Consider the following 17,119-nt stretch of genomic DNA (forward strand, 5'->3'; position numbering starts at 1 on the left):
GGCATCCAACTTCAAAGCCTTGCAATACGGGAGGAGACCATATACGGGTTAATAAGTTCAAGGAACGGCATGACACCTGCATTCGAGGCTGGTTTGGAGCCCAGCGGAAAACCAGTCCGACAACATGCGCTTGATACTGATTGAGCCTTCTCCGCCCAGCATAGACCTCAGCCTATGCTGGAGGTGGCGAAACTAAAACCGGAGAAGGCTAATAAGATTCTATACGAAAAATCACCGGTATTACTGTGGTATTGATCTGCATGCCCGGTTTCTCTATGCCTGCATCCTTGATCTTGAGATTCATTTTCCCTGAGACGCCCTGGGATAAGGTGGCTGCGGGCGACTCCTATCGGTTTTTTCTGGTCGTTTATGCCTGTTGAAATTCACGCTTTTTTGAAATCATTTTCAGGTGAGAAAAAACTAATATTATTCCTGCCCGAGGCTTTGGCGGCGTACATTGCCGTGTCGGCATTCTTGATTAAATCAACGTAGGTACCCGCATCAGCCGGAAACATGGCAATGCCGACGGATGCGCCTATCTGGATCACCTCGCCTAGAATATCCATCGGCTCATTAATCAAGCTGACAACACGGTTAGCGACTACCATAATTTCGTCTTTCCCTTGCGGATTGTCGAGGACAAATATGAACTCGTCGCCGCCCACGCGGGCCACCGTATCTGATTTTCGCACCAGTGCCAGCAGCCTTTCCGCTACCGTTTGTAACAGGTCGTCCCCAACTTTGTGGCCAAACTGGTCGTTGACCCGTTTGAATCCGTCAAGGTCCAGGAACATCAGCGCAAGACTGCACTGTTCACGATTGAAATGGAGAATTTTTTGGTTTATCCGGTCCATCAGCAGGTTACGATTTGGCAAGCCAGTCAAGGCATCGTGAAAAGCCAAGTGCTTTATGTGCTCATCTTTACGCCAAAGTTCAGTAATGTCGCTGAATACCGATACATAGCGAACGGGCTCGTCATCCACGACGCGAACCATACTGATCGTCATGCGTACCAGGTAAGGGTTCCCGTCTTTACGACGGTTCCATATTTCGCCATTCCACCGCCCTCTGGTTTTTATCTCTTCCCACATGGAGGCGTAGAATACCTGGTCGTGCCGGTGAGAATGAAGAATGCGGGGGCTACGCCCGACGGCCTCCTCAGCCCCATAGCCTGTTATCTCAATGAAGGCCGGGTTAACCGACAAAATAATCCCGTTTACATCGGTGATCATGACGCCATCGAGGGTGTTTTCAAAGACGCATGCGGCCAGTTCTAGCTTCGCCTCAGTCTCCTTGAGAACAGTCACTTCGCTGGCCTGAATAGAAAATCCTTTGACTGTACCAGCGGCGTCAAAATCGGGGATATAGTGCCCAATGATATGACCCACGTTTTCACTGGCTTTGTTCAATGTCCGCTCAAAGCGTTGCGGCTCGCCCGCCAGGACTCCGCGGATATGGGGCTCATTCAGGGCAAACAGAGCCTCGCCCGTCAGATCCTGGAACCTGATACCGACAATCTCCTCGGGCGACTTTCCGAACCACTCATAGTAGGCATGGTTGGCATAGCGGCAGCGCAAGTCCCTGTCCCAATAGCCGACCATATTGGGCACGCCATCAACGATGGACCTGATGAACTGCTCGCGTCTGGTACTGGCTAGCCATTCGGACTCGGCCTGCTTGAGTGCCTTTTTATTTCGATGCACAGCTTCGACAAGGAAGGAAATAAATCCGCAGATGACGGCGAAAATGGCCATCTCCAGCAGATCCAGACGACTCTCGATAAAAGGGTGTGTAACAATTAGCGGCCACAGAAATGTGACCGTAAGACAGGCAAGCGCGGTTGCCAGCAACCCGGCATAAAATCCCGCATAGAGCGCAACGGCAATCACCGCAGGATAGAATGTCAGCCAGGCGAGCTCCGAATCCATTGTTTGCAGCGGCCATACCCTCAGACCCGCGGCCAAGACTACCAGCACAAGTGCAGCGAGACCCTGTTTGAGGTGTTGTGAGGTAATTACTTTATCCACTCCTTAGTCTTGCTCAGTTATGAACAATCAGATCCTATCCTTGTACACAATACTCGAACGCCGATAGGTCTCTGTGGCGGCGCAGTTCGAACTTGCTCTGCCCAATCATACATTTTCCCGTTGTTCAGCACGAACTGCATGTAATGGGCAGCCGCACCTAACAGCATATGCACGCCGCAGCAGCCCAGGAACCGCGTTTTTACTCAGTGAACTACGGGAGTCTCTGTTTTTTATGGTCGCCAGGGCGGCGTGAAGTCCTTCAGGCCATCCCCAAGCCGCCCCCCGGTTTGGTTATATCGTCGATCGTATCCTCATCGACGTAATCCTGGGCGTTGCCGTCGAGGATTCGCTTGCGGATTTTGGCCAGCACTTTCTCAATGTCGTGACGCGGATAGGTGCCGTCGTCGGCGGAAGCTTGCAGCAGATCCATCAGTTGTTGAAGGGTCAAGCCGCGCAGGTCGGCACGGTGGATTCTCGGCATTTTGGTTCTCCTGGTGGCCGTGCGGTTAGCGACGGGCCGGGGATTGAAGTGCGACGTCCATGGTCAGTTTGCCTGCCAGCCTAGGTTCAGCGACAGGTGGGTAATTTCCTCAATCTGGCTGCCACCCAAGGTGATGGTGGCACTCAATGTAGACAGGAAAGACGGGTTGATTTCGGCGTAGCTCAGAGACTGCCCCAGGGCTTCGGCGCTGACGGTCTTGAACAGTTCGTCCGCGCTGCTGCCGCTGTCGGCCTTGAACTCGCCGCTCCATTCACCATTGGCGTCGGAGGTGAAATGGTTGGCGACGAAACCGAAGCTTAGCGGGCGCTCTGACTGTGCGATCCGAAACATGACGTAGCGTCGACCGTCCCAGAGTACCAGTTCACGTCCGAACTCGAACAGGATCCGCACCGAGGACTGCGGGGTAGCGGTAGCACGAAAGCGCAGATCACCCTTGGCCAGCGCGATGCTGGTCACTTTGAGCAGACGATTGTTGCTGAAGAACTCGCCGGCATTGGGGATCAGGTCGAGCACGGGCCCGAGCGTGATGCGCCGCTCGCGCGCCAGGGCCTGGCGTCGCGGCGCGTCGATTACAAAACGCACACTGTTGCCCCGCGGCATGCCCTGCGCCTGTCGCCGTTGCAGCAGCTTGCTGGCCAGTTCACTCAGCGTGTGGCGCAGCGCGTCGTTTCCGAATTCCTCGATGTTGGCATCGGTCATTGCCGACAACTGAGCGAGACCTTGCAGCGCATCCGAGCTTCGCGGCGCCTCGCGGGCATCGGCGAGCGCAGCACGGCTGTCGCGCAGCCACTTGTCGGCTTGCTCAATGAAACCATTCAGGCTGGCGACGTCACTTCCCACCGTTTCACAGTACTCATACATGTAGGCCTTGCGGAACAGATACAGGTAGTAATCCATGCGCTGGCGGGCCTGCCGCTGCATCGCCACCAAGGATGTCTTCAGGCTGGCATCGAGCCCGCGCGCGAACGCCAGCCGGTTGCGGCTGATGTCGATGCTCGACTGGATGGCACTGGCAAAATCCGCAGTCAGAGTGGTGACGCCCTGATTGCAGCTCATCAATTCGCTCAAGGCCTCACTCATAGTGGCGGTCGCCTTTTCGACCTGATCCTGCAGCGCGGCATAACGCTCACCGTACTTGCCCTTGAGGATCTGCGCCTTGAGTGCCTGTACTTCCTCGCTGTCGGATTCAGGCATTCGGGCAACGCTGCTGATCGAGGTGGCAATAGTGGCGGCGCCCTGGGCCAGGCGTTGTACCCCTTCGAGCGCTTTGCCAGCCGTTTCGCCGGCTTTCTTGATCTTGTTTTTGGCGCGTGATTCTTCGAAATCAGGCAACAGCTTGTCCAGTGCCTCCTGCTGGGCTTCCAGCCTGCTGCGCCGCTTTGCGAGCGCTTGGCGCGGTGCCTCGAGTTCGGCACGCGTGGCGGCATTGTCGGCCATTTCCAGTTCCAGTGCGCGGCTTTCGTTCTGGGCGTTGGCGAGCAGTGTATAGAGTTTGGCGCGGGTGATCAGCAGGCGTTGTTTGCCTCGGTTTGCCGCGTCTATCGAGATTTCTTTGCCGTTTGCGGGAGCGAGTTCGTTCAGCGTCTGGTTGAAGCTTTTAAGCTCCTGCAGGAGCTGTTCGCGGTTTTCCGCGTTCCCGGCCAGGCGTTCGGTGAGCTCGGCGTCGGTATTGAGCAGCTCGGCCAGCAGTTCGTCGCGTTCGAGCGCGGCGCTGGCTTCGACAACGGCGGCATCATGCTCGGTCTGCCCTTCGGCAATCGCGGTGCGCAACTGCTTGACCTGGGTGCGCAGGTCAGCGGCGTCGGGGTCGAGCTGATCCTTGTAGCGCGAGCGCAAGCGACCTTCGAGCTGGCTTTTGAAGCTGCCGGCGTTCTCTTTCAGCACGCCTTCGACCGAGCCACTGATGGTGGCCACGGCCTGCCAGCCGTCGAATGGCTGGTCCGGATCGGGGTTCATGCTGGAGACGACGACACCGCCGACGCTTTCCACCACCGCGCCAACACCGGCCAGGGCGGGCTGGTAGACCGGAATGGCCTTGAGCACAGCGCCCGAGATGTCAAACACGGCCTTCACGACCGCCTGATCGTGAACCTTGATGATGGCGGCAAGCTCGGCATCGCTCTCCAGCGCCGAAAGCTGCTGCTGCACGTTCAACAGGGTGCTGTTGGCCTCGTAAAGCAACTCGCCCGCGACGTCGTAACGCACGAAAGCGGTGTAGAGCTCATCGCGAAGCTGGTCGATCAGGTTTTCGGTCGATGCCGTCAGATCACCCAGCATCGCGTTGGCCTGTTCCAGGCCGCCCATCAGCCTGGTCGCCTTTTCCATGATACCGACAAAGCGATAGCTGAAGCGGCGATCCGCGAGATAGGTGCGCAGATAACTCGAGGCGCTGAAGCGTGGCACCCAACCCGGCGGGTTGCCGTAAAGATCAAGATTGGCCTGGTAGTTCTGCACCAGGTTTTCGATGGCCTGATGACTGCTGCGTGCGTCCGTGGCCAGTGCCGCGCGCGGCAGCTCGCGGCAGGCCTGCCAATAGGGCGCGATCAGCTCCCAGGCGCGCTCGCGTTGTCCGGCACCATAATACTCCCGGGCGTAATCGGCCATGGTGCGCAGCAGTCGCGTATCCAGCCAGGTGTTCGCCTCGGCGGGTGTCAGCGTACCATCATCCCCCGGCCCCTTGGCGCGGCCCAGTGCCCTTTGTCCGGGCTTGGTCGTGCCGAAGATACGATGCATTTCGAGCTTGGTCGGCAGCAAAAATGCATTAGCGTCCGGATTGCTACTCGTAGGGTCCTTGACGAATTGCACCGCATTAATTGCGGCACAGATGTACTTCTCTGGTGTGCCCGGCTTGCCGCCGTCTACCGCGGGCGAGTCAGTTGAGGCGCCACCACTGCAGGAATACCAGCTACTCGCCCCATTCGGCGCCACCGCCAGAGTGATATTACCGCCGCGACCGCCGCGTCCTGTGTGTCCGGACGGATAGGCATCCTCACCGTCAGACGGCGCCCAGGGATTGGTGAGCTTGCAAGTCTTTTGCCACGCCTTGGCGAAGGTCACCTCCTGCGGCACCTTCCTTCTGCCGGAGGGCCTTTCCCGAGACGGCACCGGCACTTCATTGTAAATCTTCTGCAAGAAGGGCATGAATGCCAGGCCCACCCGCACGTCAGTAACGACATATTCGCTATAGTCGATTAGCGTGCCATCTTTAATAATGTCACCGTCCAGCCTGGTCCAGGTCGCGTCCAGGCCCTTGGCACCCAGACCGCCGGCGCTTCTCCAATGTTTGACATCTTTCAGATCAGGGGTGGAGTTATCGGCGTTGCTGAACACCGCCAGGACATCCTTGCTGGTGACCGTGCCGACATCCTTGGTCGGCGGGCCGTTCTTGCGCGGTTTGAACGGCAGCGTTCCGCCCTTTTCGCCAATCTGCCCTGGGGCACCGTCCGTCTTCAGGCGGACCTTGTCTGTGTCACCAAGATCCAGCTCAGCGACGAACAGGCGGATATCGCCGCCTGCCTCACCATCGAGACCGTCCACAGACTCGATCTCGTTGGCGGCGTTCAACGGATCGCCGCGCTCGCTGCGCCTGTCGCTGAACGCCGGGCCTGCGTAGGCCTCGGGGCTGGTAACGATACAACCGTCACCGCGAAACACCAGTCTGCGCGCGTAAATATCGACGCAGGCGCCCTTCCACTGCAAGACCTGTTCGATGCGGATTTCATCGGCAATCAACACCATTCGGGTAACATCCCGTGTGTCGCATAAGGCTTCGAGCACCGCAGTGGAACCGTTCCAATGCAGGGCCGTGCTGGTTACCGTTAGCTCCCGGGTGACCGGGTTTTGCAGCGTATTAAACCGGCCGCGGGTGAAACTCTTGCGCTCCGACACCTGGACGCGATTATCGGATTTGACGACGAACTGTTCCTCAAGAACAGCAATTTTTGATTGATGGGTAACGGGCAACAGAACCAGATCGTCCATGGAAATCTCCATCCCTGCAGGCATCCCTGCTTTGTTATTGTTCATTGGCTGCTGTGAAAGACTATCAAGGTAGCCGAATTTATATACTAAGCTCGGCATTCCATTTTAAAAAAGCACACCGAGGAACAGTCGCCTGTCATCATCCGTCTCGCAGATCAATTCGCGTCTGTTACCTCGCGAGGTGACATGGTACAGCGCACCTGCGAACTCTAATCGTAACGGTCTGGCCATCCTTGGCTCCTCACCGGGTGAGGATTAAAGAGTCTAGGATTCATACGAGGCACTGCCCCCATAGCCGAGAAACCGGGGCAAAAGGCAAGACCCCGAAGCCCTTACAAGATCCGCCAGCGCTACCTGTTCAACGCCCGCGCCCTGGCCAAGGTCTGGCGCTGCCCGAGCAGTGGGTCGTAGACTGCCGTCGCGTCGGCCGGGGACTGCCGGCACTCCAGTACCTGTCACGCTACCTGTACCGGGGCGTGCTGCCGGAACGCAACATCCTCGGCGAAAACGCGGGCCTGGTAACCTTCCGCTACCGCGACAGCCAAAGCGGTCAGCCCAGCACCCGCACCTTGCCCGCCGTCCAGTTCCTGTGGCTTGTGTTGCAACACTTGCTGCCCAAGGGCTTCCACCGCTTGCGCGATTACGGCTTCCTGCGCGGCAATGCGCAGTCACGGCTGCAACGGATTCAACTGCTGCAGGTCACACCGACGCCACGGGATGACACGCCGCCGCGACCGCTTTGCCCCTGCTGCCATCTGCCCATGCTATGGGCCGGGGTGCGTGCCGCCCGACCACCGACCCTGGGCTGACCCCTTATAAGGAAAATCACCTCAACCGACGTGGAGGGCACTGATACCCAGGATGCGATCAACGACAACGCTTTGATTGGTTCAGCGGGCCAAGGGTGACGCGCGTCTGCGAAAAAGTCACCGCTCGTGCCGCCGTCCAAAACCGCCACGCACCGCACGCCGTAATTTACCTTATAAAGGCATCTGGCCGGGCTTGTTCAACACCCGGATCAGGTGGCGGCTTCGCGCCACCTATCCTTATTTGTTAGGCGTTTTTTGCGCATAGTAATGCAATTAATTCTTCAACTTCAGGCCTAGTTTCAAATGGGTTAGTTTTAGTCGAAACCTTGCTCCATTTTGCAGCATCGCAAACAAATATATTAGCCGCAACTTCGATGTCGTCGCTTTCAATTAGGCCTGCCGGCGCCCAGTAGTATGGACTATTTTTAAACTTATTTGGAACGGATGACCCGCACGTGGTGCAAAAATGAGAAGTGAATCCTGTGCATTTTTCCCATTTTGAAATGTTATTTTCACCCGATACCCATACTAGGTCATCTAAGTTAACGATTGCCCCACAACTAGATGCCGTACCGGTTTGTTTTCTGCAAAGTGTGCAATGACATTGATAAATTTTGAGTTTATCAACTTTTGCTTCGAATTTGACTGCTCCGCACAAACAGCTACCAATCATTTTTCAAATTCCTCCAGGTTATCACTTTGAGCGCCTAACGCTTGTAACACTTGACCGAAAAAGCGCAGCTTTTGGGGTCAAGTGCTTACCATTGTTAGCAGTAGCTATTCAATTTTATATATTTCAACGCTACCAACCTTTTTACCTTCAGCACTTCCGCCATGATGATAATATGGACGACGAAAGAAAAACTCTACTTCAGTGTTGTTTGTGATATATGCGCATTCAATCTTAGCGCGTTTAAAAGTAGATATAGCTGATTTTATTGCTGATTCATAAGATGAAAATACTTGATCATCTTTTTGTAAGTTTCCACTTTGACGCAGAACACGAAGAATATATTTACCGCCTGACTGCAATTTACACACATCTATTAATTGATCAAAATAAACAACGCTATCGTCATTTGGGTCATCAAGCTGTCGTTGTCTTGAAGTAATTGTTACCCAAGTAACAATGGCCATAGCTACCGCAATAATTAAACCTATGATGGTATTGGTTTTTTGATCCATGTTTCGCTGCTAACAGTCTGTTAATGAGGCCTACGGCCTCATAATAATTATTAGAAGGTATACCTTTTAATTTTCTCATCAACCCCAGAATGGGGTTTATCACATTGATTTTCATATAAAAACCACCTCTTCAAAGATCCTGTTGAATGGCAAAAAAGGTATTTTTCTTCGACGGCAGCCCGTCCAAAAGGTATCAGCGTAGGCTTTCTGAACATTTCAAGGGCGAGGTGTCGGCAATACTTGCAGACTGACTGGGGATACTGGCCTGCGAGGCCGTTTGCACTGCATGCGATCCTGCACTCGATACCTCACCACGTTGCTCTGCTCTTCTCTTCTGAGCGGGCTGAACTGGCTGAAAAACCACGCTACCGCCCTAACGATGACGAAATACGGTCTTGCATTCGATGCAGGCAGCGCCAGGAATAACGGAGGGATTGAGATTGGGGAGGGAGAGTTCACCCAGCCTGGCTTCCGATGCTCAGCTGACGATTGTGCTTTTATGACGATCAAAACATGCACCGGTACACCGTTGGTGCTCGAAGCATGATGCCCAAAACAGGTTCAAGTTGGAAGGAAAAAAGCCAGCGGCCTGCTGGAGGGGCTAGGGACTAGATGGAAGGTTGAAAAAGCAACAGCCGTTACCGCCCCGATCGAAATACGACTACCACCAAGACAACAGGGCATCTCTAAAAACCTACTGCGCGACTCATATGCTGCGTTGCGCGGTGCTCGGAATCCTCATGTATACCCCATACACTGCGGTTCCTGCGCGCCGTGCGCCTTGCCTCTGAACCGCTCGTTACGGTTTTTCGAGGCGCCCTACAGAACGGCTCTTGTTCCCCCTTCTGAAGCCGGCAAGCGTTGAGGTCATTCGGCGAAATGGCCCGCAGGGGCGCAACAGGGACTGTTGCGCCTCAGATGAAGTACATGGATGTACCGTCAGCGGAGCCCGCCGAATGATCTCAGAGCGCAGCGAAAAGGCTTCTGCGGGGGCGCATTCTTGAAGGTAAGGAGCTTTGGTTACTTTCTTTGCGCGTGCAAAGAAAGTAACACGACCAAGAGGTCAAAACAGGGATTACCAGGCAGTCACTGTAGGTAGTTGTAATACAGTGTTATTCGAAGGATCAATACCGCCGCGCGCGAGCCTAAAACTCAGCAAAGTGTTACCCATATCATTGAACTGAACTGTTACCCATGTGGTTGAACCTTACTGTATTCAATATCAGGAACAGCACCGACTGCCAAGCCACCGATTGGGAACATGCATGTCCCGCCCTTCACCTTGAAGGCAGGGCGCCCGGCACATCGTTCCGGCGCGCAGTGCAGCCGCAGGCCGCCTGATGGGTGGCGCGTTTCCTTTGCGCACTTTCCCTTATAAACAGTCCTTGTTGCGCGACAAGGAAAGTAGGTCGCCGAGAGGCGAAATACAGACTCGATAGAATCTGCGGAGCTTCCGCTTACAAGCGCGACCCAGGACACTAAGGACTCCTGCTTTTTTCACTTATGCCATCCGGCATGGCGGCGTACCGCCGCATGGTGCATTTCGCACGCTCATTGGCACCCTACCAAAACCCATGCCTCGCTACCCATTACCACCAATACATCAGAGCGGCTTACATTCCTCCTTATGAGCAGAAAATTGCTCCTGCATTTTCTGACTACCGGCCATCCATGGCCATAAACCGGCGAGCACTGGTGCCATTGTGCGATCAGGCCCGAAGGGGCGAGACAGGGGCTGTCGAGCTGCAGATTAGGAACAGGATGTTCCGGCTCTTCATCTTGAGGGCCGGCACCCGCACAAAGGCGGCAGAGCGCAGCAAGCAGGCTTCATTGGGGCGCACTTTGAGGTAAGGAGCCTCGGCTACTTTCCTTTGCGCGGGCAAAGAAAGTACCGCGCCAGCAAGGCGCAACACGGATCATCAAGTAACCCAAAAAGCGACCGTCGGCAGACAAAGATATAGAAATAAAAGCAGCGTACCGCCATATGACAGTGCGCCACCAGATGTCTGGAGCGCACCAACCCTATTCAAAGTTTCGCCGCGAGGCGCGGCTCCTACGAGGCTCGATGATATAGCGCCATCGGTGCATATTTGAACTCTGCACCATCGGGACGTCAGAGCGGCACCATTCCCCTTATGACCAGAAAATCGCTCCTGCGTTTTCTGGCTAGCGGCCATCCAGGGCCTTATGCCGGCGAGCACTGAGGTCAATCGGTGAATTGGCCCGCAGGGGCGAGACAGGGACTGTTGCGCCGCAGATTAGGCACAACGTGCCGGCTCTTCACCTTGAAGGCCGCCGCCCGCGCAACGGCGGCATTGGGGCTGTACCTATCAAGCACAGAATCTCCAGGACGCAGCAAGGATCGATGCCAGGCAAAGTGTCACCCAGGTCATTGCACAGCACTGTTACCACTGTGTATGAACCCTCCCCCGCGGCCAGCCCCAGCTCCACCACGACAGTCTCTGCTACGATTTAACGCTTGTCGCAATGCCACACATTCAATCAAGGGAACAGCCATGGACAAGAACGACCTTCTCAAGGATGTCATCAAGCGGTTTATCGGCGTTGCGGTCAGCAAAGCCCCCGGCGGTTCCGGCCTGGTCATCAGATTCGTTCTCGACAACGTGATTTACCCCGGGCTCTTCGATGACTGGCTGTTCCCCAAAGCCAAAACCGACCAGTTCCAGCAATACGAGAAACAGGTCGCGCTGATGGTCGAAAAGCAGGTGGAGGCAACGGTCGGCATGGCAGCGTTCAACCGCGTCCATGCCCGGCTGCAAGGGCTGGGCGACGCCTTCAAGGACTTTGCCCAGGTCGTTGACCTTGACGAACGCAAGATAAGGCTCGGCTATCTGCTGACTCTCGCCGATGCCACCGTCGCCGAGGCTGAGGCGGTCCCGGACCGCTTCCTCTATCTGCTGACTGACATGCTGCAGATCGTCGCGGTCCTCAATATCGCCGTCCTGCTGGACCAGGTACAGATGTATCCGCAGCGCTACGAACACCAGTTGACGCTCAACAAGACGGCGATTCGCTATTCCGACTTGGCCGGCCGCCTGCGCGACCGCTTCCTCTGGTACCGGCTGGGGCAGATTGCCGAGGGCAAGGGCATCGTGGAGGAGTCGGAGATCGATAAGCGCAACCGGCCGGGCGTTGGCGCCGAAAAGCGTATCAGGTTTTTCGCCTACGACGACTTTGCCAGCTGGTCCCTCGATCCCTATGGCATCAGGACGCAGATTCTCTTTTCGGGCGACTACGACTCCGGCTGGGTCTGGGCCCTGGGCGATTCCACGGAGTATCGAGCGGCCCGGCAAAAGGCCCACCAGGGCATCGAGGTCTATGCCCAGCGGGAGAAACAGCAGCTGTACGACTGGTGGGACCAACACCTGACCGGGACCACCGCGCAGTTCATGCAGTTCGTGGACTGGCCCGGCGAAAAGGGCGAGCGCAAGGCCAGGGACCGGATGGTGGTGCAGGCCTATCCCCTGAAGCACTCAGCCGGCATCAGTGAAAGGCTGCCGCTGCTGGCGCGTATCGATCTGTTTCTCGGTCAGCAGATGGACCAGTTCGCCCTGAGCGGCCCCCGTTATGTGCAGACCTATCGCCTGCCGGGCGAAGTGAAATTCGGCGAACAGGGCAACATCTTTCATCGCGCCGACAGCTACGATACCGCGGTCGCCGCCATCTACCTGACGCTGCGCGGAGATCTGCCCCGGGCCACGGATCTGGCAGACGGGCTCTGTGCCGCCATCGAGCACGACCCGCTTGGCGGCGGACGCATCATGGCCGCTACCAAGGCCACCGGCGTCATCGATGGCGACAACCGTTTCGCCACCTCGATGTTTCACCCCGATGGCGCAGCCCGGGATATCGGCAATATGTGCTGGGCCGGCATTGCGCTGACGCGGCTGTATGCCAAAACCCGAAGCGCCCGCTATCTCTACAACGCCCTGCTGATCGGCGACTGGATCCTGCACAATAGCAGCGTTGACGACGCCTGGCAGGGTTACTCCGGCGGCGAGGACGAGTGGGGTAACAAACGACTGTGGCGCTCGGTGGAACACAATGTCGATGCCTATGCGTTCTTCCTCAACCTGCATGCCCTCACCGGGGAGCAGGCCTGGCAGGATGCCGCGAATCGCGCGAAGACGCTGGTCGTGGCGTGCCGGACACCGGCCGGGTACTACGTCACCGGCACCGGGACCGGGACCGGTCAGACGCTGAACACGACGGTGGTGCCCACCGATACCCAGTCCTGGACCGCCCTGGCCGGCATCGACCCGCACGGCAACGCGCGCTGCCTGGAGTACATGCTGGACCAGACCAGCACCGACTCAGCGGGCTATGCGGGATTCAAGTTCGCCGTTGCCGGCAGCGGCGTGCAGAACGAGGTCACCGCCGGCGCGGCCATGGCACTCTACCTGGAGGGCGGCCCTTTCCGCGACCGGGCTGCTGTCTACTACGACAGCCTGGCCCGGCAACAGGCCGGCGCCGCCAACGGCGACGGCCTGGGCCTGGTGGCAACACCGGGGCAGGAAGCGGATACCGGCGAGGGCCTGGGCTGGAAGTACTTCAACTGGCTGCATGTCGCCTCCAGCGCCTGGACTGGCCTGGCCTTCCTGGCACGCGACAATCCAGAGGCCAACCCGTACCGGACGGTGCAGATGGAGGCTTAGCCGGCGTTGCAAAACGACCTGCTGGAGAGGCGACGCAAAATAACATCGGTGAAACGGGCGAACAATACCCTCGTCCGGCGCTCTAGTCGTACAGCGACACGGCGATGCGCAGCAGGGTTGCTACCTCGAGCTGGTCGCTTGCCACCAGATAGACCCTGTCGCCCTCGTGCCACACGACGACGGCCGGGCTGCGGCCATCGATGTCGCCGGATTCCGGCACGGGCCCGAGCGCATAGCTGCGCCCCTCCTGTCCGGCCACCTGCACGGTCGCGGGAGCCCGGCCATGGGGCCTGGACAATGCCAGGTGCCTGGCCTGCGCGGCGCAGGATGCGCGCTTCTGATCGATAACGAAGCCGCCATAGTGCGCTTCGAGGCTGCGCGCCGAGACGGGCAGCCGCCGCTTGCGGTGATCCATCACATGCACCGCCAGGGATTGAAGCGCAAAGCCTGCGGTAAACGCGGGTCGGCGCGGTTCGAAGTCGACCAGAGCCGCTGCCTGCGCCCAGTCAGCGGCGGTCTCGAAATGGGGATTGTGCACCATGCTATTCGTCCTCGCCTGTGCATCCCTTTGCAGGCAGGCCCCCTCGTCCCCGTTAGTGGCGAAAGGCAGCCCGGCGCCTGGATCAGGGTTTGGCTGCCTACCGGGCCAGCGGCGGGCGCGTGGCGCCAACGGCCTGGATCCTGGCGGCCCAGATCCGGGTGTCCGCCATCAGGTACAGCACATTGTTCTGCGGACCACCGAAGGTGAAGTTCGCCACCCCCGGCGCGATGATCTCGCCGATCAGGTCGCCGTCGCGGTTGAACACCTGAACACCGCTGGCCGAAGAGCTGTACACCCGCCCAGCGGTATCGACTTTCAGCCCGTCCGGAATGCCCGGGCTCACGACGGCGAACAGGCGCCCGTTCCCCAGCTGCCGCCCGCCCCGCACATCGAAGGCCCGGATATGATGCGGCAGCTTGGCAAAGTAGCTGCCGGGCCCCTGAATGGCGCCACTGTCGTTGATGTACAGGATGGACTCGTCCGGCGAGAACGCCAGCCCGTTGGGCTTGTTGAACGAATCCGCGACGACCGACGTCTGCTGCGTCGCCGGGTCGTAGCGGTAGACGTAATCACCCACCAGCGGGGCATCCTTGAATCCCTGCAGCGCACCGTAGCTCGGATCCGTAAACCAGACCGTGCCGTCGCTTTTCACCACCACGTCGTTGGGCGAATTGAAGCGCAGGCCGCGCCACTGGTCGACAAGCGTTTCCACAGTGCCCGTGCGGATATCCAGCCGACTGATGCGCGCCGGCGTGGTTCTGGTGCCCTGTTCACAGATCACCAGGCGCCCGTCCAGATCCAGGCTCATGCCATTGGCCATGTTGGAGGCACCTCGAACGCTCATGACAGCCTGTGGCGTCAACGGGAAGCGCTCGCCCTCCAGGGAAATCTTCCTGATCGCGACCTGCCTGGCGTTGGCGACGGGGATATTGCTGCTGGCCGGCAGCGTCGTGAAGTACAGGGCATTTTCTGCCCCGACGTACACAGGCCCCTCGTGGGCGTCGGTTTCGATCACCGTGTAGAACTGCGGGTCCTTGCCCACAACCTCTTGAAACTCGTCGGAGTACGCGACGAAATGGCCGTTAACGGACTCTTCGCAAGACGTGAAGTCGGACATTGGGATCTCCTTTCCTTTGCCGGTTAAGTTACCACCCGACAGGCCTGTTGGTTAAATTGCCGGGCTGGCGCTAGTTGCGCGGCTAAGCGCCGCACAGCGCCTTGCCTTGATGGTTTTATCACAAAGCTGTTTGTAGTGGCTTTTCCAATCAGTGATGTCGTGCGGCGCATCGCATTGCCTTAGGATACTTAAGGTCACAATATCCGCTACTTCAGATATGTCTGTTGCGTGCGGCACAATGGTCGAGGCAACCTGACACCTGAGGAGGCTGCTATCGCTGGCCGAACGATGGGAGACACTGACCATGCTGGATGACTTTCCTATAACCCTAAAAGCCTGGTGCTATAGTCACCGTTCTGCACTTGCGGGCCTGCTGCTCTTTGCTACGTCGTTGCTGATACTGGTGCTGTTTTTGACTGAGCCCTGGCCTCAGAACCTGGATTACCACGCATTTGCAGACCCGCGTCCGTTCATCCATGTACCCAATGCACTCAATGTCCTGTCCAATCTGCCCTTTGCCCTGGTTGGCATTATCGGATTGGCCGTATTAAGAAAACGGCCAGGCATGAGTCGCGAGCTGGTCACCATCTACGCCTGCTTTATGGCTGGCCTTGTCTGCGTCGCGCTCGGATCGGCCTATTACCATTTGCACCCCGGCAACAACGCCCTGGTATGGGACCGGCTGCCAATGGCAGTATGTTTCGCAGCCTTCACCTCGATCGTGGTCGCGGAGCGCCTGGGCCTGGGTGCCGGGCGCACACTGTTTCCCTGGTTACTCGCGCTGGCAATTTTGAGTGTCCTGTACTGGCACTGGCGGGACGACCTCAAACTGTATCTGCTGGTTCAATTCGGACCGGTGCTGATATTGCCACTGATCATCCTGACATTCCGCGGGCCCGGAACCCTCTGGTTGTGGCTGACGCTGGCATTTTATGTGCTGGCCAAGGTGCTGGAGACCTGGGATGCGCGTGTATACGAACTCAGCGGCACTCTTCTGAGTGGCCATACGCTCAAGCACCTTGCGGCAGCCGCTGGCGCCCTGATGCTGGTACTGAAGCTCCATTGGGCCAGCACAGACGATGCCTGAAAAAGGCTCACCTCAGTCAGTACTGGTGCATTCATCCAAATGCCTTGTGAAAGCCGACCAGCCCAGCGGGCACCTTGATGTCTTCACGCAACCGCAGGACAACAAAATACTCAGCTGGTACACCGGGGAACACAAGATCAGGATTCGCCTTGAATCCAAAACGCCCGTAATACGCAGGCTCACCCACCAATACGACAGCTTCCGCCCCCCGGGCTTCAAGATTTCTCAGGCCCTGGCGTATCAACTGACTTGCGATGCCTTGCCCCTGGCGTTCCGGCCTCACAGATACCGGCCCCAACCCGAACCAGCCGCACGCCTGACCCTCAACGGTAACCGGCGAAAAGGCGATATGACCGACAATTACGCCACCCTCCTCTGCGACCAGTGAAAGCGTTAGTGCGCCGCTGGCCCGCAGTCTGTTAACGATCAGATGCTCAGTGGGTTTCGCACCGGGTACGTGGTAAGGGTGGTTTTCAAATGCAAGGTACGTCAACGCCTCGACTGCCTCGAGATCGCCAGGCTTTTCTTCTCGAATATTCATTGTCTTTGTGCTTTTTCCAGTACAAATACCTGATAGCCCTGGTCACCAGGTAGTTCATGTATTGACCCGCTGGGTTAATAGCAAACGACAAGACCTTTTTTGTCCTACGGCAAGTGCGTCCTAGAGGTTATTGCAGGCTAGGGTATTGCTGCAGGCGCATTTCAGCCCTGTCAGTGTCGGAACCAGACACGCTGCTGTATGGCACTGAAACTACAATGGCGGACCTTTCATCAGATCGTTTGGAGCTGACATGTCCGATTTCATCACCGTAATGCGCGAAACCTGCCCCACTCCGGTCGTTGACGCCACTAAGTGGAAGCGCATCGGCGGCGACCCGCACACAGTGAACCTCAACGCCTACCTTTCCGAAGACGGCAGCAAGATCATGGGCACCTGGATCTGCACCCCGGGCAAATTCGAGGTGAATTACGATAAATGGGAGTTCTGCCATTTCCTCGATGGCTACTGCATCATCACTCCGCAAGGCGAGCAGCCGGTACACCTGAAGGCCGGTGATGTGTTCGTGATCGAACCCGGCATGAAGGGCACCTGGGAAGTGGTGGAAACAGTACGCAAGTATTTCGTCTTTGCTTGAGCCTTCAGCTCAGCAGGGTTTACTGAGCCCGGCGTAAAATAGGGCCAGGTTTTGAGTT

Annotated in this window: 11 protein-coding genes and 1 pseudogene; 4 read left to right on the forward strand and 8 right to left on the reverse strand. The window is 57.4% G+C overall.

Annotated features, from left to right (window positions below):
• Positions 1–383: 383 nt before the first annotated feature.
• The 3 genes from MRS74_RS20015 to MRS74_RS20025 form a co-directional block, all read right to left on the reverse strand.
• Positions 384–2,027: a diguanylate cyclase domain-containing protein gene (locus MRS74_RS20015; protein ID WP_254582051.1), complete on the reverse strand. Its 1,644-nt coding sequence runs from the start codon at positions 2,025–2,027 to the stop codon at positions 384–386.
• Between the two features lie 259 nt (positions 2,028–2,286).
• Entirely contained in the window at positions 2,287–2,508 is a 222-nt protein-coding gene (locus tag MRS74_RS20020) for a hypothetical protein (RefSeq protein WP_254582052.1), read from the reverse strand.
• 63 nt (positions 2,509–2,571) lie between these two features.
• Positions 2,572–6,510, reverse strand: a complete 3,939-nt coding sequence (locus MRS74_RS20025) for a coiled-coil domain-containing protein (protein WP_254582053.1) — start codon at positions 6,508–6,510, stop codon at positions 2,572–2,574.
• 336 nt (positions 6,511–6,846) lie between these two features.
• Here MRS74_RS20025 and MRS74_RS20030 point away from each other — a divergent pair.
• A pseudogene (locus MRS74_RS20030) lies at positions 6,847–7,319 on the forward strand (transposase); the annotation flags it as partial.
• A 244-nt stretch (positions 7,320–7,563) separates the two neighbouring features.
• Here the strand turns inward: MRS74_RS20030 and MRS74_RS20035 are convergent.
• On the reverse strand, positions 7,564–7,992 hold the full coding sequence (locus tag MRS74_RS20035; protein ID WP_254582055.1) for a GFA family protein: 429 nt from the start codon (positions 7,990–7,992) through the stop codon (positions 7,564–7,566).
• A gap of 104 nt (positions 7,993–8,096) precedes the next feature.
• A complete protein-coding gene (locus tag MRS74_RS20040) occupies positions 8,097–8,504 on the reverse strand; it encodes a hypothetical protein (protein WP_254582056.1) in 408 nt (135 codons plus the stop codon).
• Between the two features lie 2,516 nt (positions 8,505–11,020).
• Here MRS74_RS20040 and MRS74_RS20045 point away from each other — a divergent pair.
• Complete coding sequence (locus MRS74_RS20045; protein WP_254582057.1) at positions 11,021–13,180, forward strand: hypothetical protein; 2,160 nt, start codon at positions 11,021–11,023, stop codon at positions 13,178–13,180.
• 82 nt (positions 13,181–13,262) lie between these two features.
• On the opposite strand, the gene MRS74_RS20050 is transcribed toward MRS74_RS20045, so the two are convergent.
• Positions 13,263–13,721, reverse strand: coding sequence for a hypothetical protein (locus MRS74_RS20050; protein ID WP_254582058.1), 459 nt, complete (start codon positions 13,719–13,721; stop codon positions 13,263–13,265).
• Between the two features lie 97 nt (positions 13,722–13,818).
• Positions 13,819–14,838, reverse strand: a complete 1,020-nt coding sequence (locus MRS74_RS20055) for an SMP-30/gluconolactonase/LRE family protein (protein ID WP_254582059.1) — start codon at positions 14,836–14,838, stop codon at positions 13,819–13,821.
• A gap of 304 nt (positions 14,839–15,142) precedes the next feature.
• Between MRS74_RS20055 and MRS74_RS20060 the strand changes: the two genes are divergently transcribed.
• The gene (locus tag MRS74_RS20060) at positions 15,143–15,925 is read left to right on the forward strand and encodes a ceramidase domain-containing protein (protein ID WP_254582060.1); all 783 of its coding nucleotides are present in this window, start codon (positions 15,143–15,145) and stop codon (positions 15,923–15,925) included.
• 31 nt (positions 15,926–15,956) lie between these two features.
• On the opposite strand, the gene MRS74_RS20065 is transcribed toward MRS74_RS20060, so the two are convergent.
• Positions 15,957–16,466, reverse strand: a complete 510-nt coding sequence (locus MRS74_RS20065; RefSeq protein WP_254582061.1) for a GNAT family N-acetyltransferase — start codon at positions 16,464–16,466, stop codon at positions 15,957–15,959.
• Between the two features lie 250 nt (positions 16,467–16,716).
• On the opposite strand from MRS74_RS20065, the gene MRS74_RS20070 reads away from it, so the two are divergent.
• On the forward strand, positions 16,717–17,061 hold the full coding sequence (locus tag MRS74_RS20070) for a cupin domain-containing protein (RefSeq protein ID WP_254582062.1): 345 nt from the start codon (positions 16,717–16,719) through the stop codon (positions 17,059–17,061).
• The last annotated feature ends 58 nt before the right edge of the window (positions 17,062–17,119 follow it).

Origin of the sequence: Marinobacterium sedimentorum, assembly GCF_024267675.1 — a bacterium.
Classification (GTDB): domain Bacteria; phylum Pseudomonadota; class Gammaproteobacteria; order Pseudomonadales; family Balneatricaceae; genus Marinobacterium_A; species Marinobacterium_A sedimentorum.